Below are 15,444 nucleotides of genomic sequence, written 5' to 3' on the forward strand. Positions count from 1 at the left end.
TTCTCACTTGAGTTAGGAAGGCGAAACTCATGTTCTTGCAGCGGGTTGGGAGGACCGATATAATGAAGATCAAGTATTTTGAGATATGGGCAAACTAAGTAAAGGGTGGGTTATCAGTGAACAATGGCCGTACGGAGGGCCAGTTTCGAATGGTTTCAAGCAGTCTGGAGGAGACGGAGCAGCTTGCTGCTTGGCTGGCCGCTAGAGCGGAGCCAGGGACTGTCATCGGACTGGACGGGGATCTTGGAGCAGGAAAAACGGCATTCTCCAAACAATTTGCACAGCACCTTGGTGTGAACGGGGTTGTGAATAGCCCGACATTTACGATTATTAAAGAATACGAGGGGCGTCTGCCGCTCTACCATATGGATGTGTACCGTTTGTCGATCGATGAAGCGGATGAGCTCGGGCTGGATGAGTATTTTTTTGGCGAAGGGGTTTGTCTCGTGGAGTGGAGCAGCCTGATCACGGAGCTGTTGCCTGAGCGGTATCTGCATATCCAGCTTGAAACGACAGGCGAAACGCACCGGACCATCACACTTTCAAGCCAGGGCGAGCCCTATGGCGAGTGGTGCCGGGATTTGAATGAAAAATGGGGTAGCTGGAATGAACAACAATGACACGAAGCCGCAGCAGCGGTTTTTGGCGCTGGATACGTCTACGGCATCGCTGGCGGTATCCGTGATGGAGCAGGACAAGCTGCTGTCGGAAGTGAACACGAACGCAGACCGCAATCACTCGGTGCATCTGCATCCGGTGATGGCTCAGGCGCTTGCTGAAGCAGGCCTCGGCATGAACCAGATGGACGGCATTGCCGTGGGAGTAGGGCCGGGATCCTATACAGGGATCCGGATTGCGGTAACGGCTGCCAAAACATTAGCATGGGCTAATCACATCCCGGTTGTCGGGGTATCCAGCCTGCATGCCCTTGCATGGGGGGGCCTGAAGTCCGGATGGAACGAAGCCGAGCCTAAGGCGGGAGTCCACTGGATCATTCCGCTGCTGGATGCAAGACGGGGGCAGGTGTACACGGCATTATTCGCTGCCGAATCTGAGAGCCGGGAGAGTGCACCGATACGTCTGGAGGCAGACGGTATTCGCCTGATGCAATCCTGGGTGGAAGCCATAAAGGAACGTATCAGCAAGCTGCCTGAAGAGGAGCGCCCGGTCTGCCTTTGGTTTATTGGGGAAGTGGAGCTCCATGCCGAAACCGCACGCGGGCTTGAGCCGGGGTTCGGAGAACGGCTGCATATTCATCCGTACTCGCTCGAAGGCCGCTGGTTGGGGTACTTGGGCGCAGCGAGGCTGCTCGCCGGGGAAAAGGATGATGTGCATACACTAGTACCCAATTATACACAGCTTTCCGAAGCGGAAGCGAACCTGCTGCGTAAGCGGTGAAGGGAGCGTTGGATTCGTCATGGATCAGCAGAAGAAGCCGGTAGATGGTGAAGACGGTTTGTCCTTTCGGTTGATGACCTTGGAGGATATTCCGGAGGTCCTCGTGGTGGAGCGCGAGGCGTTCACCGTGCCCTGGACCGAGGAAGCTTTTCACAATGAGCTGAAACTGAATCATTTTGCACGTTATATGATTATGGAGTACGAAGGCAAAACGGTAGGATATGCAGGTATGTGGACGATCGTGGATGAAGCGCACGTTACGAATATTGCCCTTCTGGAGCAGTATCGCGGACGCAAGTGGGGCGATCGTCTGCTTACGGAATTGATGAAGACAGCCGCCTATATGGGAATGGAGAAAATGACGCTGGAAGTTCGGGTATCCAATCACGTTGCCCAGCACTTATATATCAAAAAAGGGTTTAAACCAGCCGGTGTCCGGAAGGGGTATTATTCCGATAATCAGGAAGACGCACTCATCATGTGGGCAGATCTGCCCCCTTATCGGGAGGACGATGGCGAGGAAGGAAGTCAAAGGCTATCATGAACGAAGAAAGAGTAAACCGGCAGCACAGCTGCATATTGGCGATAGAAACGAGCTGCGATGAAACCTCGGTTGCCGTTGTAAAGGATGGCTGCGAGGTTTTGTCCAGTGTCATTGCCAGCCAGATTGAAACACATAAGGCTTTTGGCGGGGTGGTGCCCGAGGTGGCTTCCCGCAAGCATGTGGAGAGTATCACGCTCATTATTGAACAAGCGGTAGCTGAGGCCGGCATTGAAATGAAGGATTTGTCGGCGATCGCCGTAACGCAGGGTCCTGGCCTGGTTGGAGCGCTTCTCGTTGGCGTTATGGCTGCTAAAAGCCTGGCGTTTGCGCTTGGCAAGCCGCTGATTGGCACGCATCATATTGCGGGTCATATCTATGCCAATCGTTTTGTGGGCGATATCGCTTACCCTTGCATGGCGCTGGTTGTCTCCGGCGGTCACACCGAGCTGGTCTACATGAAAGACGAAGGCAGCTTTGAGTTGATCGGCAGGACGCGGGATGATGCGGTTGGCGAAGCGTACGACAAGGTGGCCAGGGCGCTTGGCTTCCCGTATCCCGGGGGGCCGCATGTCGACCGAATGGCATTGGAGGCCGAGGAGGTCGTAGAGCTTCCCCGCGTATGGCTGGGGCCGGATTCCTACGACTTCAGTTTCAGCGGTCTGAAATCGGCCGTATTAAATGTCGTCAATCAGAGCAAAATGCGTGGAGAGGAAGTCCGGACGGAAGCGATAGCCCGGGGTTTCCAGGAATCCGTGGTTGAAGTGCTCGTGGAAAAGGCGGTTCGCGCGGTCGGAGCATATGATGCCAAGCAGCTGCTGCTGTGCGGCGGCGTTGCCGCCAATCGCGGACTTCGTAAAGCCTTGTCTGAACGCTGCGAGAAGGAAGGGATATTGCTGACGATCCCGCCATTTCAGTATTGTACCGACAACGGAGCGATGATTGCTGCCGCGGCGCATCTGAAATGGAAGCAGGGGAGTTTTACGCCGCTCGATATGAAGGCCGACCCGCAAATGTCCCTGGAGCTTTGGGCGGAGCCATTTAGTTAAAGCCACTTGACACCTATTTGTATAGGAAGTATAATCTTGATCAAATTCCAGAATGTTGAAACGCGAAGAACAGGACTAGTAAGGTGAACCTTGGATGAAGAGAGCTGCGGGACGGTGCAACGCAGACGAGAGGGACCTGAACTCACCTGGGAGCGGAGCTGGGGAACCTTGCGCAGCGAAGTGCGATCAGGCACGGATCGAATTGCGGAGTTTGACCTTGCTACGGGATGGCCTCCGTGAGAATGGCTGCGCACAAATCATTTGTGGTTTGGCGATGGAGGGGGCTTTAGGTCCGGGAGACAGCATGATGATCCCGGGAGCTTAGAGTCAACAAGAGTGGTACCGCGATAGGATAGCCTGTCGTCTCTTGAATAAGAGATGGCAGGCTTTTTTGCATGCTTGGACAGTTAAATACGAATCAATCTGACAAAGAGCTTCACTTCCAATCCGCAGATAAAAGCGGAATCCCCGGATAGGGTGATCCGATCCGAAGGATATGATCGTCAGCATAACAACATATCGAATAAACGCAATGAACGGGAGCAGTAAAAGGGAGCCGTCTACAGAGAGCTGCGGGTTTGGTGTAACGCAGCGGCAGCAACCTTCGAATCTCGCCCGGGAGCGGAAGAGGGGAACAGCAGTAAGCATCGGTTGATGGAGCAAGACAGACCAACGACCCTGAATGCAGCTGTACTCTCTTACGGAGTTTCCTCCGTCATCAGGATGTCCATTCTCTTCATGACCCGGCCGGTATGAGGAGATGGACATGAGTGGACGTGTATTTGTCGCGGAAGAACAGCTGCGAACTTAGGCGCGTCAATTAGAGTGGTACCACGGAGGGTCTAAGCCCGTCGTCTCTTATATGAAGAGATGGCGGGCTTTTTTGCTGCCGGCAGCAGCAGGGTGGGATGCGGACGCAAGTCGACGTGCGGACGTAAAGCGAACATATGGAACAGACGGAACAACATTTCCGTAGGAAATCGGGTCATACCATAACCAAGGAGGAGTATACAAAATGAGTGAATCCATGAGGAGCATCCAAATATTCGATACAACGTTGCGGGACGGGGAACAGGCACCGGGAGCAAGCCTGCAGCCTGAACAGAAAATTGTGCTGGCCGGAAAGCTGGCTGAGCTGGGCGTTGATGTGATGGAGCCCGGATTTCCGGTGTCCAGTCCCGGGGAGTTTGCCGCTGTGCAGGCCATCTCGAGACAGCTGCAGCAGGTCGAGATATGCGGATTCGCGCGGGCCGTGAAAGGGGATATTGATGCTGCCGTCAAGGCCACCCAGGATGCGGCCAAAAGGCGAATCCACCTGTTTATTTCGTCTTCCGACATCCATCTTCGCCACCAGCTGCGCATGAGTCGTCCGGATGTAGTGGCAAGGGCACGTGAGATGACAGCTTATGCGAAGCAGTTCAGCGACGTGGTTGAATTTACGGCGATGGATGCCTCGCGTACCGGCATTGACGACTTGATTGAGATGGTGGAGGCCGTCATTGAAGAGGGTGCAACGATAATCAATCTGCCCGATACGGTGGGATATGCGCTTCCGAATGAATACGGCGAGATGTTTCGACGGGTGCGGGAAGGCGCTCGTGGCGGAAAAACGGTCGCCTATAGCGCCCACTGCCACAATGATCTCGGTTTGGCTGTGGCCAACAGCCTGGCCGCGATCGAGAATGGCGCCAGCCAAATCGAGGTTACCGTGAATGGGGTAGGCGAGCGTACAGGCAACTGTGCACTGGAGGAACTGGTCATGGCTCTGTCTACCCGGGGTGACATGCTGCGGGCAGAGACGGGCATTACGGCCGAGAAGCTGTATCAAGTATCTCGTCTCGTTAGCGGTGCGATGCATTTTCCAATCGCTTTTAATAAACCTGTAGTTGGCCGGAACGCCTTCCAGCATGAGTCCGGCATCCACCAGGACGGTCTGCTGAAGGATCGAAGCACCTACGAGATTATGGATCCGGAAAAGCTGGGGATTCCGCGGAGCATGATTGTGCTGGGCAAGCATTCCGGTCGTCATGCGCTGAGGGACCGTCTTGCCCGGTACGGTGTTCAGCTTGATGGAGGCGAGATGGAGTCCTTGTACGATACCTTCAAGGAGACTGCCGATCGTCAGAAGGTGGTCAGCGATGACCAGCTGCTGCAAATGGTGAGCAGCACTTTGGGCAGACCAGCCCAAGTATATGAGCTGACCGAGGCGCAGGTCATCTCGGGAACGGGCAGCAGCCGGGTCGCGGCTGTCACGCTGCATCATTTGAGCGAGCAAACGGAAGCCACCTACTCCAGCGTGGCGGACGGTCCGGTGCAAGCCGTTATCTCGGCAATCAGCCAAGGAATTAGCAGCGATATCCGCTTTGGCGATCTGGAGCTCCACTCGTTAAGCAGCGGCGAAGACGCGCATGCCGAAGCGGCGGTCACGGTTGAGAAGGCGGGCAAGATCTTCCGCGGAACGGCTGTGCATCAGGATATCGTTATGGCGGCAGGCCTGGCATACGTTGCTGCATGCAACTCGGCGTTGATGTCGGTCTAGGCGAAAAGCTGAATAGGGAACCTTAGGCGTCTAACGCTACTATGATTGATGGCATAAGCGACCTTCCGAACCGGATGGAGGAAGGTCGCTTTTTTCATAATCAAGCTCGATAAAACTTGCCGATAACAAGAGATAAGTCTATATAGAAGTCCAGTATATAAGACATATAATTCTGTCAAGTTGTGAACAACGTTATCCACATATCCGCCAAAAAATGTGTATAAGCGAGAAAAATGTCGATAAATCGGTCTTTTGCAAGAGGCTGAAAAGAGGGGACAGGATTTTCAAATTTTCCGGTAGAAACTGTGGATAATGTGAATAACTTAGTGGATAAAGCTGGATATAGGACCGGGAGTGCGCGTATAACAACAAAAAAATGGCCGTTTCGGCCATTTTCATGGTAAACTTATGCACCATTTTTGGGGATAAGTTTGTGTATAAGTGCAAAACTCCATTTGAAACACTTTTGTGAATTTTTTTTAATCTTCCAGCAATGACTCCCATTCGGCAAAAATTTGCTCAAGCTGACTCTTTTTCTCCTCTAACGACTGCTGGCGTTCTTGGAGTGCCATATAATCCTGATAGATCTCCGGCAGGGTCATCTCGGCCTCTAACTCGGATATGTCCGATTCCAAAGCATGGATTTGCTCTTCCAGACTTGCGAGCTTGCGCTGACGGTTTCGTTCCTCCCGTTTGGCCTGCTTCTCGGCTTCAAAGGAAACGGCTCCCTGTTTCTCGACGGCAGCTTCGGTTTTTCCTTCCTGTTTCAGGGTGTGACGAGCAAACGGCTCGGAAGGTTCGTCATTCATATCGATAATTTCCTGCTTTTTCTCCGTATAGTCGTCATAATTACCCAGGAAATGTTGAATGCCGTCCGGATGGAGCTCAATGATGCGCTCGGCCATTTTGTTAAGGAAGTAACGGTCATGGGATATGAACAATAAAGTGCCTTCGTAATCCATGAGTGCTGATTCGAGAACCTCTTTTGCAAATAAGTCCAGATGGTTCGTCGGCTCATCCAAGATGAGCATGTTGGCTTCGAGGAGCATCAGCTTGGCAAGCGATACGCGTGCCTTTTCCCCGCCGCTTAAGGAACTGATCTTCTTGAGCACATCTTCGCCGCTGAAGAGGAAGTTGCCCAGAACGGTACGGATGCGGGCTTCCTCCATATGCGGATAGGTGCCCCAGAGCTCTTCCAGAACGGTATTGCTCGGATTCAGCTCGGATTGCTCTTGATCGTAATAGCCGATCTTGACTTTAGTACCCCATTGCAGCGATCCCGCCGTTGGCTTCATCGTACCGATCAGGCATTTCAGGAGCGTCGATTTGCCCACCCCGTTGGGTCCGATCAAAGCTACGGTTTCCCCGCGGCTGAGATCAAAGGAAACCTGACGGAACAATGGCTTGTCCTGCTCGAACGCAAGCGCCAGATCCCGCACATGAAGCACATCCTTACCTGACATATACTCGGCTTCAAAAGAAAAGTGTGCTTTCTTCAAATCTCCCAGCGGTTTGTCCAGCCGTTCCATTTTATCCAGCGCTTTGCGACGGCTTTGTGCGCGCTTGGTCGTAGAGGCTCGGACCAGATTCCGCTGAATGAAGGTCTCCATCCGGGAAATCTCATCCTGCTGCTTCTCGTACTGCTTCAGCTGGGATTCGTATTCCGCTGCCTTCAGCTCAATATACCGGCTGTAGTTCCCCGTATATTTTTTGGAATGACGGCGTTCGATCTCAACGATGGTCGTTACAAGACGATCCAGGAAATAGCGGTCGTGGGAAACGACCAGCAATGAACCGGAATAGCCGCGCAGATAATCCTCCAGCCAGGTGAGGGTCGCGATATCCAGATGGTTCGTCGGTTCATCCAGCATGAGCAGGTCAGGTGCTTGCAGCAATATTTTTGCAAGGGCCAGCCTTGTTTTCTGCCCGCCGCTTAATGTGGCAATGGAGGTGTCCGGCGAAAAACTGCCAAATCCCATGCCGTGAAGGACGCTGCGGATACGTGTTTCGATCTCATAACCGCCCTGATCCTTGAACCAGTCCGAACGGATCGCATAACGATCCAGAAGCTCCAGGTATTTCTTCGGATCCTCGCTCGACTTCGGATCGGCAATTTGTTCCTCCATCTGACGCAGCTCGCGCTCCATCTCCAGAAGGGGAGCGAAGACATCCAGCATCTCGTTCCATATCGACGAATCGGACTGAAGCCCGCTGTTCTGGGCAAGATAACCAACGGTGGTTTCCTTAGCCTTGAAGATTTGTCCGCCATCATAAGACATCTCGCCTGCCAAAATTTTGAGCAGGGTCGATTTCCCGGCTCCATTGACTCCGACAAGACCGATTCTTTCGCGTTCAAGCACCTGCAGATTGATCCCGTCAAGGACGGGCGTAACTCCGTATAATTTCGTAATGCCATTGGCTTGCAGCAGCATGTTATGTGAAACCTCCATCATTCTATATGTTTGTACCATTAATTCTTCATTATAAAAAAAACATTTACCGACGTACATTCTCAGAAGACAGACCGCATATATCGGAAGTTTTTCTTGCGAGATAAGGAGGGTAGCACCTGAAGAAAATACATTCTTATCTCTTAAGAAAAACGATTACCGACGTACATTCTCAGCGTGGTCATGCTTTGAAGTGTATACGTTCTGATATCTTAAAGTAAGTGTACATGAAAATGGCCGAACAATCGACCATGATTGGCGACTTCCGGCATTCTTGGCTAAAGGGAGGAACAGTGGTAAACTAAACTTAATTATAAGCGTGAGAGGAAAGATCACGTGTTGAACCCTGAGGAAGAATTGAAGCGGGTATCCGCAAAAGAAGCCCTGCGCAAAGTGATGACATTACGCAGGGATGAGTTATCCGGGGAAGAGCGTTCGAAGCGTTCGAAGCAAGCCTGCAAGTTTGCTTCAGAGGTCATGAATCGGCTTCATTTTCAGAGCATGATGATTTATGTCCCCTTTCGCTCCGAACTGGATTCCCGGCCGCTGGTTGAATGGGCGTGGAAGCAGGGGATTCAGGTTATCGTTCCCCGAAGTCTGCCCCAAGACCGTTCGATGGAATTGTATAAGCTTCAGGCATGGAATGAGCTGATTCCCGGAGCTTACAGCATTCCGGAGCCAGATCCGTTGCGGTCGCAGAAATGGAATCATCCCGGACCTGATATCATCTGGGTGCCCGGGCTTGCGTTTGACAGGAAGGGCGGAAGACTTGGATACGGAGGCGGTTATTATGACCGGCTGTCGGACAGGCTTAGTCAGGGAGCGCGAGGCAACGCCCAGATCGGTGAACCTTTGTGGATGGGAATTGGCTACGAGGTTCAAGTCTTGGAGCATGTCCCTATGGAAGAACATGATAGGGTATTGGACGGTTTGGTTACGGAGCTGGGACATTCGGCAACGGCCAGACATGCAGCGGAGGGATAAGAGATGGAATTGAGTCATTTTAACGGCCAAGGCAGAGCACGCATGGTGGATGTCAGTGATAAGGATGTAACAGCCCGGACAGCGGTAGCGAAGACTACGGTTCGTATGCACCCGGATACGCTGATACGCATTCAGGAGGGGAAAATCGGCAAGGGAGATGTGCTTGCCGTAGCGCAGGTTGCGGCTATCATGGCTGCCAAAAACACGTCAAACTGGATTCCCATGTGTCATCCGCTGCCGTTGACCGGCGTGAATGTGGAGTTCAGCGATAATGCTAGAGATGAGTTATATATAGAAACGACTGTGAAGACCACAGGCAAAACCGGCGTTGAAATGGAAGCTCTGACAGCAGCTTCCGCCGCAGCGCTGACGGTCTATGACATGTGCAAAGCCCTGCAAAAGGACATGGTCATCGGCCCGACCTACCTGGTAAGCAAAACCGGAGGGAAGAGCGGGGATTACATACAAGAGACAACATAGGATTGCATAGAGATAGGAGATTCGGACGAGTGGGAAGGAGAGAGGGCAGATGGTGTGGAAAACGGCGATCCTGACGGCGAGCGACAAAGGTTCGCGGGGGGAACGCGAGGATACGAGCGCTCAAGTGATCCGGGAATTGGTGGAAGAAGAGCTGAGCGGAGAAATTATTGAATACCGGATCGTACCGGACGAGCCGGATGAAATTATTGCGGCATTGATCGAACTGACGGATTATTATCAAGTGGACCTTGTCCTCACGACTGGTGGAACGGAGCTGGCGGTCCGGGATGTTACGCCGGAGGCGACCAAGCGGGTCATCGAACGCGAAGTGCCGGGCATTGTGGAAGCGATGCGCGCTACCGTCATGCAGAAGAATCGGAGCGCGATGCTGTTTCGGGGGGTATGTGGCGTCCGCGGCCGTACCTTGATTGTCAATCTGCCGGGTTCGCCAAAAGGCGTACACGAGAATCTGGCGGCGGTCATGGATCAGCTTCCGGAAGCACTGCTAATGGTAACGGGCCAGTATCGGGAGCAGCTCTAAGGGACATTCCTGTTAGATAATTATGTAAATAATCTGTCACGTTTCTAGACTGTATATGTGATTTACATTATGGTATGATGGCGGTATATGAGCTTGTTTCAACTGTAGTAGTCGGATTATGGCCATGAGTGAACACCTGTTGTAGTGCAAGGCATGACGGATTTAGATCATCCTGAAGTCCTTTTAAAGGCATTGAGCAGGACGAGGAGGAGAATAGATATGAGTACAATTGGAGTGCCGGGTATTATTTTGCTCGTTATTTTGGCGCTGCTCTTGTTCGGACCGAACAAACTTCCCGAACTTGGACGTGCGGTCGGAAGAACGTTCCGTGAGTTTAAGGACGGTGCGCGGGAGATTATTGCTGACGATGCACCGGCGAAGAAGAAAGAAGAGGCTCCCCAGCAAGCCGTTGCCGCTGAGCCAACCAAGGTTGAAGACAAGCGTCTTCCGGAATAGAAATAAAGCAAGGCTTGAAGTCCCTTCCTTCGGGAGGGATTTTGTTTTGTCAGGGTCACATATAGGGTGGTGGTTAACATGTCGGAACAAGTGAAAGATATGGCGCTTGTGGAGCATTTGGGCGAGCTTCGCAAACGAATTATAATCGTGCTGGTGGTATTCGTAGCGGGTCTAATCGGGGGACTTTTCGTTGCGGACCCGATCTATCATTATTTGACGGCGGCCGAAGAAGCCAAGAACTTTGAGCTGCATGCCTTCTCCTTCTGGGATGGCATCGGGATCTACATGAAAATCGCCGCCATTTTCTCGCTTGTCATTTCCGTCCCGCTGATCTTCTATCAGCTGTGGGCGTTCGTCAAGCCGGGGCTGCGCAGAGAAGAGCAGAAGGCGGCCATACGTTATGTGCCATATGCGTTTATTCTGTTCATCGTGGGGATCGCGTTCGGCTACTACATCGTGTTTCCGATGACGCTGTCGTTCACGACGGCGATTACGCAGGGCATGGGACTCCAGGAGACCTATGGCATTACCAATTACTTGAATTTCATGTTCAATCTCGTACTGCCGCTGGCTTTGCTGTTTGAGCTGCCGCTTGTGGTGATGTTCTTAACAAGAATACGCATTCTGAATCCGCTGCGGCTTCGAAAAATGCGCAAACTCGCGTATTTCGCGCTCGTATTCATCGCGGTTGTCATTACGCCGCCGGACTTCATATCGGATTTCCTGGTCACGATTCCGCTGCTGCTGCTGTACGAATTCAGCGTGTTTCTGTCTTCCGTGATCTACCGCAAGCAGTTAGAGGCGGATATGGAACGGGACAGCCGGTACGTACGTGTAGACGAAGAGGATGGACAGTGAGATTTTTGGCAAAATATAGGATCACTTAAAAATAAGAACAACCCGCTTAACCGCTCCCCACGGGAGTATGGTTTGCGGGTTGTTTTTTGATTCAAGGATCGAAGGGTTAGTAATCAATTTCATAAGTGCATTCGCCCCAGGTCTCATAGGGATCTATCTATTCATATCGTCCTAACTTTCCTCTTGAGCATATCTCGCCAGCGCCATCGCTGCGGTTTCCTGCATTCGGGCCTGCAGGGCGCTTCCTTCCACGACTTTCACCCGCAGTCCGAGAAAGCGAATACGGGAGAGCAGAAAGTCGCACTCATCCTTCAAATAGGAGACTTTAATGCGGTAGGTATTGGAATCTTCATCATAATGGACGGTCTTGTCAAAACAGGAGAAAGCGTACAGGATCCGTGACAATTCCCCGTTGTATCGCCGATGGATTTCAATAAGGGCTTGCTTCTCGCGATTCTCCATCAACTTCTGCAGCCGTTCCTTGATGCGATCGATCCGGCAGGAAGGGAGAGAAGTCCCTTGTATATATAGAATATGATCGAGTTTCGTGTACATGAGTCCTCTTCGGCTTTTGCTGTACCAGATCAGCATCCATTCCCGTTTGATCATGGAATACTCTAATTTGAACGGGAAACCGGACTGATTGCTCCGGGTTTCTCCAAGCTTCGTTCGATAGCTTAAGCGAAATCCCTGATCCTGCATGATCATTCTTCGCAAGGTGCGAAGATGCGGGTGATACACACTTCGTTCCTGTCCCTTGGCCTTCTCCAGGATAATCTCCTTCATCTCGGCACCGCTACGCTCCATGTGAAGGATTTGTTCGAGACGCTTTAAGGTTTCAGGCGTAAAGGCGTTAGCTGCCTCAGGATGCACCAGCATCATTTTGAGCCATCCCCGTTCTTGAGCGGTTATGGCAATCGAGTCGGTTTCCTCAAGCCGCGTCATAATCTGATAATTAAAAATTTTCTCGAACGGATTCTGGTTCATAATAAGCGGCAATCTCCTTCCATTCCTTGATGAACTCCAGGCGAAGGGAGCGGGGCTTGAGCACCTCGCAGCTGGAGCCGAAGCTCCGGAGCCAGGGCTTGATTTCGCTGGTGCCGTTCACTTCGATTTCATATAGAAATGAATCGTCGGATTCTATCGTAACGGTCCCCCATTGCCCTTGCGCCTTTACCCGGTTCAGCACGAAATTCACTTTGCTGTCCGCCGGGTTGAAAAATCTGGCCACGACCTTGGTGCGATTACGGGTATCGGTAACCCAACTATTCTCGAATTCGGCCAGCACTTCCTCCAGGCGCTGCTGGAAGACCTCCTCCTCAACCACATCGCCTTCTTCGATCTGAGTCAATCCCTCCATACGAAACTTCATGAGACCTTGCCTGCCGTTATAACCGATCAGATACCAACGGCCGTATTGATGGTCATAAATCACGCGCAGCGGCAGCACCGTTTCCCGAAGCCCTTTGGACTCCCTGTGGAACAGCGGATTCGTATTTTGGGAAGCATAGCGTGAAGTGCTTTTGGGTGATAAATACAGGAAACGGATTCTAGCTCTTTTGGTAATGGCCTGAAAAATGGTGTGCAGATGCGCTTCGTCCAATATGCGTGAAGGATAATGATATTTATAAATATAAGCAGCGGTTGAGTGTGCAGCGATGTCACGCTTCCGCAAAGCCCGCTTTAAGTTATCCCTGAGCATATAACCCTGCACGGACGGTAGCTGCGTATTCGACATGACGTCCACATAGTCGTAGAGATCAAGCAGCTCGTCATCCGACAACGAATCGATCAGATCACGGGCGCCCCTGTATCGGTATGGCCGGTCTGCGCATGTCTTCACGATGACTCCGACTTCCTCCAGGTATTTGAGATCTCCCCGTATCGTCTTCTCATCTGGCAGAGACTCCCCGTCAGGCAAGTGATCGCCGCATAGGTCGATTAGTTCTTTGGCGGTCAACTGCTGATGCTGCAGCTGGGTGAGGATCGTCGACAACCTCAAGCTTTCCGATGCCTTAAGCGATTTGCCGCGGAACAACAGCAGCAGGAGCGGATCTGCGGTTTCATAGTATGAATAGCGCAGGCCTTCGGATAGGGCGAGGCTTTGTTCTTCCGAGAGCTGCGGCTGAAGCGATTCAATCCTATTTTTTAAATTTCGAAGCGTTTTGTCATAGGTATGTACCGAAATGCCGAGTCGATCGGCCAGTTGTTGCCGGTTGTATGCTCCTCCGGCCAGCGCCAGAATGCGAAGGAACTGGATTTCTTTATCGAAGCTTTCCCGAGCCATGGCGCCCTCCTTCAAGTCATATATATTAGATCGTACGTGACCCAGTCTGTAACTATTGTAGCAAGGATAGGGAACTGCATAAAGGATGGAAATTATAACATCTTTTTGTTATCGCCATACTTTCGCCCTGTTGAAATAGGAACGTATGGAAGACAATAAGGTTATCGGAAATCAGACGGCAGCTACAGAAGGAGAGATTCCGGATATGAATATATCGCAGAAAATGAATTGGACGATTCAGCAAGAACTTGAGCGAATTGAGCGGGAGGAAGGGATCCTTATCCTGTATGCCTGCGAATCAGGCAGCAGGGCCTGGGGCTTTCCGTCGACAGACAGCGATTATGACGTAAGGTTTATCTATATCAGACCCTTGGAGTGGTATTTATCGATCTTCGACAAGCGAGATGTGATTGAGCGGCCGATCAGCGACAGGCTGGATATGAGCGGTTGGGATTTGAAAAAAGCGTTGGGGCTTTTTCGCAAGTCGAATCCGCCCCTGCTCGAATGGCTGGAGTCCCCCATCAAGTATAGGGAGTCGCTTGGCATCGCCCAGCAAATCCGCAGCATATCTCCGCTTGCGTTCTCGCCTAAATCTTGCATGCACCACTACCTGAACATGGCCAAAGGAAATTTTCGGATGTATTTGCAAGGGGGAGACGTTAAAATCAAAAAATATTTCTATGTCCTGCGTCCGATCCTGGCATGCGACTGGATTCAAACCTACAACGAGATGCCTCCCATGGAATTCGAGCTGCTTACGAATCGTCTATTAGATCAAGAAAGCGCGCTGAAACAGGAAATTGATCAATTGCTTCTCCGCAAACGTTCAGGTGAAGAGATGGATGTTGAGCCGAAGCTTCCTAACATACATGCATTCATTGAAGAGAAATTAAACGATTATGAGTTGCTAGCCAAAGATAAGAAGCATCAAGATTCGGATCTGGATCAAAGGCTGGATGCTTTGTTTCGGGACGCCCTGGTTGAAGCGTGGGGAACCGGCGGACCGCAGTCATTCACGGTTTGACGAAAGGAGAGAGTCATTTTGGCAATTATACAGGTCACATCAACGAATCCGCAGTTTTCGTTTCTCATGAAGAAGAACCCGAACTCCGGCATGCAGCTTCGGAGTGTGAGGCAAGGAACGGCATATGGATGGTATTCCGAATCAGCTGCGTTTAATGTGTATTTCAAGGATGCGGATAACGAGGTATCCTTCAAACAGCATCAAGGGGAGAGCTTCGAGTATTTGAACGTGTCCCGTTATAACACACCTTTGTTTCCGCTGGCTGCCATTAACGAGTTTTTTGCAGCTCCCTTCAAAAAGCACGATGAACGGGACACGGAGGGATACGAGCATGTTTTTTACATCAATCTCATTCATATTGAGAAGACGCGTTATATTGAATTTTTCCAAAAGCATCTTGAGGAATACTCGTTCTCGCTTCGGCACGAGGCCCATAAAAGCTATGCCCTCACCATAACCACCGGGAAGAGCCTGTACCATCTGCTGCATACGGTCAATGTGCTGTGCCTGTTCCTGGCAATGTTCGGGAGCGAGTATCTCGATACCTCGGATAAAGTGCTTGAAAAGCACATTCGCAGTCTGAATGTCATCGATGCCCCTTACTACATACGAAGCCTGTTCGTGCGCAATTTTCTGAATAATCGGGATCGGTTCAAGCAGTTCAAGCAGGATCTTGAGTTTACGCCTAGATACAGCATCAATTTTGCATATGGAAACACGGCTATGCAGCGCAGAAGTTACATCGCTCAAGTGCTGCCATTCAACAAGCCGATATTGGATATTGAAGTGACCCCCAAAAGTTAGACATGGTTATTTCATTAGGCAGCTTTCTCAAAA

At 51.4% G+C, this 15,444-nt stretch carries 15 protein-coding genes, 1 pseudogene and 1 other annotated feature; of the genes and pseudogenes, 13 read left to right on the forward strand and 3 right to left on the reverse strand.

The features are described 5' to 3' along the window. Positions 1 to 149: 149 nt before the first annotated feature. From tsaE to DP091_RS26225, 6 genes are all read left to right on the forward strand, one after another. Entirely contained in the window at positions 150 to 620 is a 471-nt protein-coding gene (gene tsaE, locus DP091_RS26200) for a tRNA (adenosine(37)-N6)-threonylcarbamoyltransferase complex ATPase subunit type 1 TsaE (RefSeq protein WP_113061080.1), read from the forward strand. After that, on the forward strand, positions 607 to 1,398 hold the full coding sequence (gene tsaB, locus DP091_RS26205) for a tRNA (adenosine(37)-N6)-threonylcarbamoyltransferase complex dimerization subunit type 1 TsaB (protein ID WP_113061081.1): 792 nt from the start codon (positions 607 to 609) through the stop codon (positions 1,396 to 1,398). The genes tsaE and tsaB overlap by 14 nt, the downstream gene beginning before the upstream one ends. A 19-nt stretch (positions 1,399 to 1,417) precedes the next feature. Then, positions 1,418 to 1,942 (forward strand): ribosomal protein S18-alanine N-acetyltransferase, encoded by a 525-nt coding sequence (rimI, locus tag DP091_RS26210; protein ID WP_071222510.1) that lies wholly within the window; start codon positions 1,418 to 1,420, stop codon positions 1,940 to 1,942. Then, the gene (gene tsaD, locus DP091_RS26215) at positions 1,939 to 2,988 is read left to right on the forward strand and encodes a tRNA (adenosine(37)-N6)-threonylcarbamoyltransferase complex transferase subunit TsaD (RefSeq protein WP_113061082.1); all 1,050 of its coding nucleotides are present in this window, start codon (positions 1,939 to 1,941) and stop codon (positions 2,986 to 2,988) included. Before rimI ends, tsaD begins: the two co-directional genes overlap by 4 nt. 94 nt (positions 2,989 to 3,082) lie before the next feature. Continuing rightward, positions 3,083 to 3,313, forward strand: a complete 231-nt coding sequence (locus DP091_RS26220; RefSeq protein WP_113061083.1) for a hypothetical protein — start codon at positions 3,083 to 3,085, stop codon at positions 3,311 to 3,313. 198 nt (positions 3,314 to 3,511) lie between these two features. After that, positions 3,512 to 3,850, forward strand: a binding site (T-box leader). A 153-nt stretch (positions 3,851 to 4,003) separates the two neighbouring features. Next, the gene (locus DP091_RS26225; protein ID WP_113061084.1) at positions 4,004 to 5,527 is read left to right on the forward strand and encodes a 2-isopropylmalate synthase; all 1,524 of its coding nucleotides are present in this window, start codon (positions 4,004 to 4,006) and stop codon (positions 5,525 to 5,527) included. A 479-nt stretch (positions 5,528 to 6,006) separates the two neighbouring features. Here the strand turns inward: DP091_RS26225 and DP091_RS26230 are convergent, their stop codons facing one another. Next, positions 6,007 to 7,959, reverse strand: a complete 1,953-nt coding sequence (locus tag DP091_RS26230) for an ABC-F family ATP-binding cassette domain-containing protein (protein ID WP_113061085.1) — start codon at positions 7,957 to 7,959, stop codon at positions 6,007 to 6,009. 354 nt (positions 7,960 to 8,313) lie between these two features. Between DP091_RS26230 and DP091_RS26235 the strand changes: the two genes are divergently transcribed. From DP091_RS26235 to tatC, 5 genes are all read left to right on the forward strand, one after another. Further along, entirely contained in the window at positions 8,314 to 8,961 is a 648-nt protein-coding gene (locus DP091_RS26235) for a 5-formyltetrahydrofolate cyclo-ligase (RefSeq protein WP_258394703.1), read from the forward strand. A gap of 3 nt (positions 8,962 to 8,964) precedes the next feature. After that, on the forward strand, positions 8,965 to 9,441 hold the full coding sequence (moaC, locus tag DP091_RS26240; RefSeq protein WP_071222520.1) for a cyclic pyranopterin monophosphate synthase MoaC: 477 nt from the start codon (positions 8,965 to 8,967) through the stop codon (positions 9,439 to 9,441). Positions 9,442 to 9,490: 49 nt separating this feature from the next. Beyond that, entirely contained in the window at positions 9,491 to 9,982 is a 492-nt protein-coding gene (locus DP091_RS26245) for a MogA/MoaB family molybdenum cofactor biosynthesis protein (protein WP_076324712.1), read from the forward strand. Between the two features lie 219 nt (positions 9,983 to 10,201). Continuing rightward, a complete protein-coding gene (locus DP091_RS26250) occupies positions 10,202 to 10,438 on the forward strand; it encodes a twin-arginine translocase TatA/TatE family subunit (RefSeq protein ID WP_076324711.1) in 237 nt (78 codons plus the stop codon). 78 nt (positions 10,439 to 10,516) lie between these two features. Beyond that, a complete protein-coding gene (gene tatC, locus DP091_RS26255) occupies positions 10,517 to 11,296 on the forward strand; it encodes a twin-arginine translocase subunit TatC (RefSeq protein WP_113061087.1) in 780 nt (259 codons plus the stop codon). 171 nt (positions 11,297 to 11,467) lie between these two features. Here tatC and DP091_RS26260 read toward each other — a convergent pair whose 3' ends face one another. Continuing rightward, a complete protein-coding gene (locus DP091_RS26260; protein WP_113061088.1) occupies positions 11,468 to 12,283 on the reverse strand; it encodes a WYL domain-containing protein in 816 nt (271 codons plus the stop codon). Then, entirely contained in the window at positions 12,252 to 13,583 is a 1,332-nt protein-coding gene (locus DP091_RS26265) for a helix-turn-helix transcriptional regulator (RefSeq protein WP_113061089.1), read from the reverse strand. Before DP091_RS26265 ends, DP091_RS26260 begins: the two co-directional genes overlap by 32 nt. Positions 13,584 to 13,788: 205 nt before the next feature. Here DP091_RS26265 and DP091_RS26270 point away from each other — a divergent pair, with 205 nt between their 5' ends. Both DP091_RS26270 and DP091_RS26275 read left to right on the forward strand, forming a co-directional pair. Beyond that, a complete protein-coding gene (locus tag DP091_RS26270) occupies positions 13,789 to 14,607 on the forward strand; it encodes a nucleotidyltransferase domain-containing protein (protein WP_113061094.1) in 819 nt (272 codons plus the stop codon). Between the two features lie 18 nt (positions 14,608 to 14,625). Beyond that, a pseudogene (locus tag DP091_RS26275) lies at positions 14,626 to 15,390 on the forward strand (SAM-dependent methyltransferase); the annotation flags it as partial. Between the last annotated feature and the right edge of the window lie 54 nt (positions 15,391 to 15,444).

Source organism: Paenibacillus sp. MDMC362 (assembly GCF_003269305.1).
GTDB lineage: Bacteria > Bacillota > Bacilli > Paenibacillales > Paenibacillaceae > Paenibacillus_AQ.

What these genes read in the sequence shown, in the direction of transcription:
- tsaE (WP_113061080.1), top strand. Translation starts at nt 150, where the DNA reads ATGGTTTCAAGCAGTCTGGAGGAGACGGAGCAGCTTGCTGCTTGGCTG.
- tsaB (WP_113061081.1), top strand. Translation starts at nt 607, where the DNA reads ATGAACAACAATGACACGAAGCCGCAGCAGCGGTTTTTGGCGCTGGAT.
- rimI (WP_071222510.1), top strand. Translation starts at nt 1,418, where the DNA reads ATGGATCAGCAGAAGAAGCCGGTAGATGGTGAAGACGGTTTGTCCTTT.
- tsaD (WP_113061082.1), top strand. Translation starts at nt 1,939, where the DNA reads ATGAACGAAGAAAGAGTAAACCGGCAGCACAGCTGCATATTGGCGATA.
- DP091_RS26220 (WP_113061083.1), top strand. Translation starts at nt 3,083, where the DNA reads ATGAAGAGAGCTGCGGGACGGTGCAACGCAGACGAGAGGGACCTGAAC.
- DP091_RS26225 (WP_113061084.1), top strand. Translation starts at nt 4,004, where the DNA reads ATGAGTGAATCCATGAGGAGCATCCAAATATTCGATACAACGTTGCGG.
- DP091_RS26230 (WP_113061085.1), bottom strand. Translation starts at nt 7,959, where the DNA reads ATGCTGCTGCAAGCCAATGGCATTACGAAATTATACGGAGTTACGCCC.
- moaC (WP_071222520.1), top strand. Translation starts at nt 8,965, where the DNA reads ATGGAATTGAGTCATTTTAACGGCCAAGGCAGAGCACGCATGGTGGAT.
- DP091_RS26245 (WP_076324712.1), top strand. Translation starts at nt 9,491, where the DNA reads ATGGTGTGGAAAACGGCGATCCTGACGGCGAGCGACAAAGGTTCGCGG.
- DP091_RS26250 (WP_076324711.1), top strand. Translation starts at nt 10,202, where the DNA reads ATGAGTACAATTGGAGTGCCGGGTATTATTTTGCTCGTTATTTTGGCG.
- tatC (WP_113061087.1), top strand. Translation starts at nt 10,517, where the DNA reads ATGTCGGAACAAGTGAAAGATATGGCGCTTGTGGAGCATTTGGGCGAG.
- DP091_RS26260 (WP_113061088.1), bottom strand. Translation starts at nt 12,283, where the DNA reads ATGAACCAGAATCCGTTCGAGAAAATTTTTAATTATCAGATTATGACG.
- DP091_RS26265 (WP_113061089.1), bottom strand. Translation starts at nt 13,583, where the DNA reads ATGGCTCGGGAAAGCTTCGATAAAGAAATCCAGTTCCTTCGCATTCTG.
- DP091_RS26270 (WP_113061094.1), top strand. Translation starts at nt 13,789, where the DNA reads ATGAATATATCGCAGAAAATGAATTGGACGATTCAGCAAGAACTTGAG.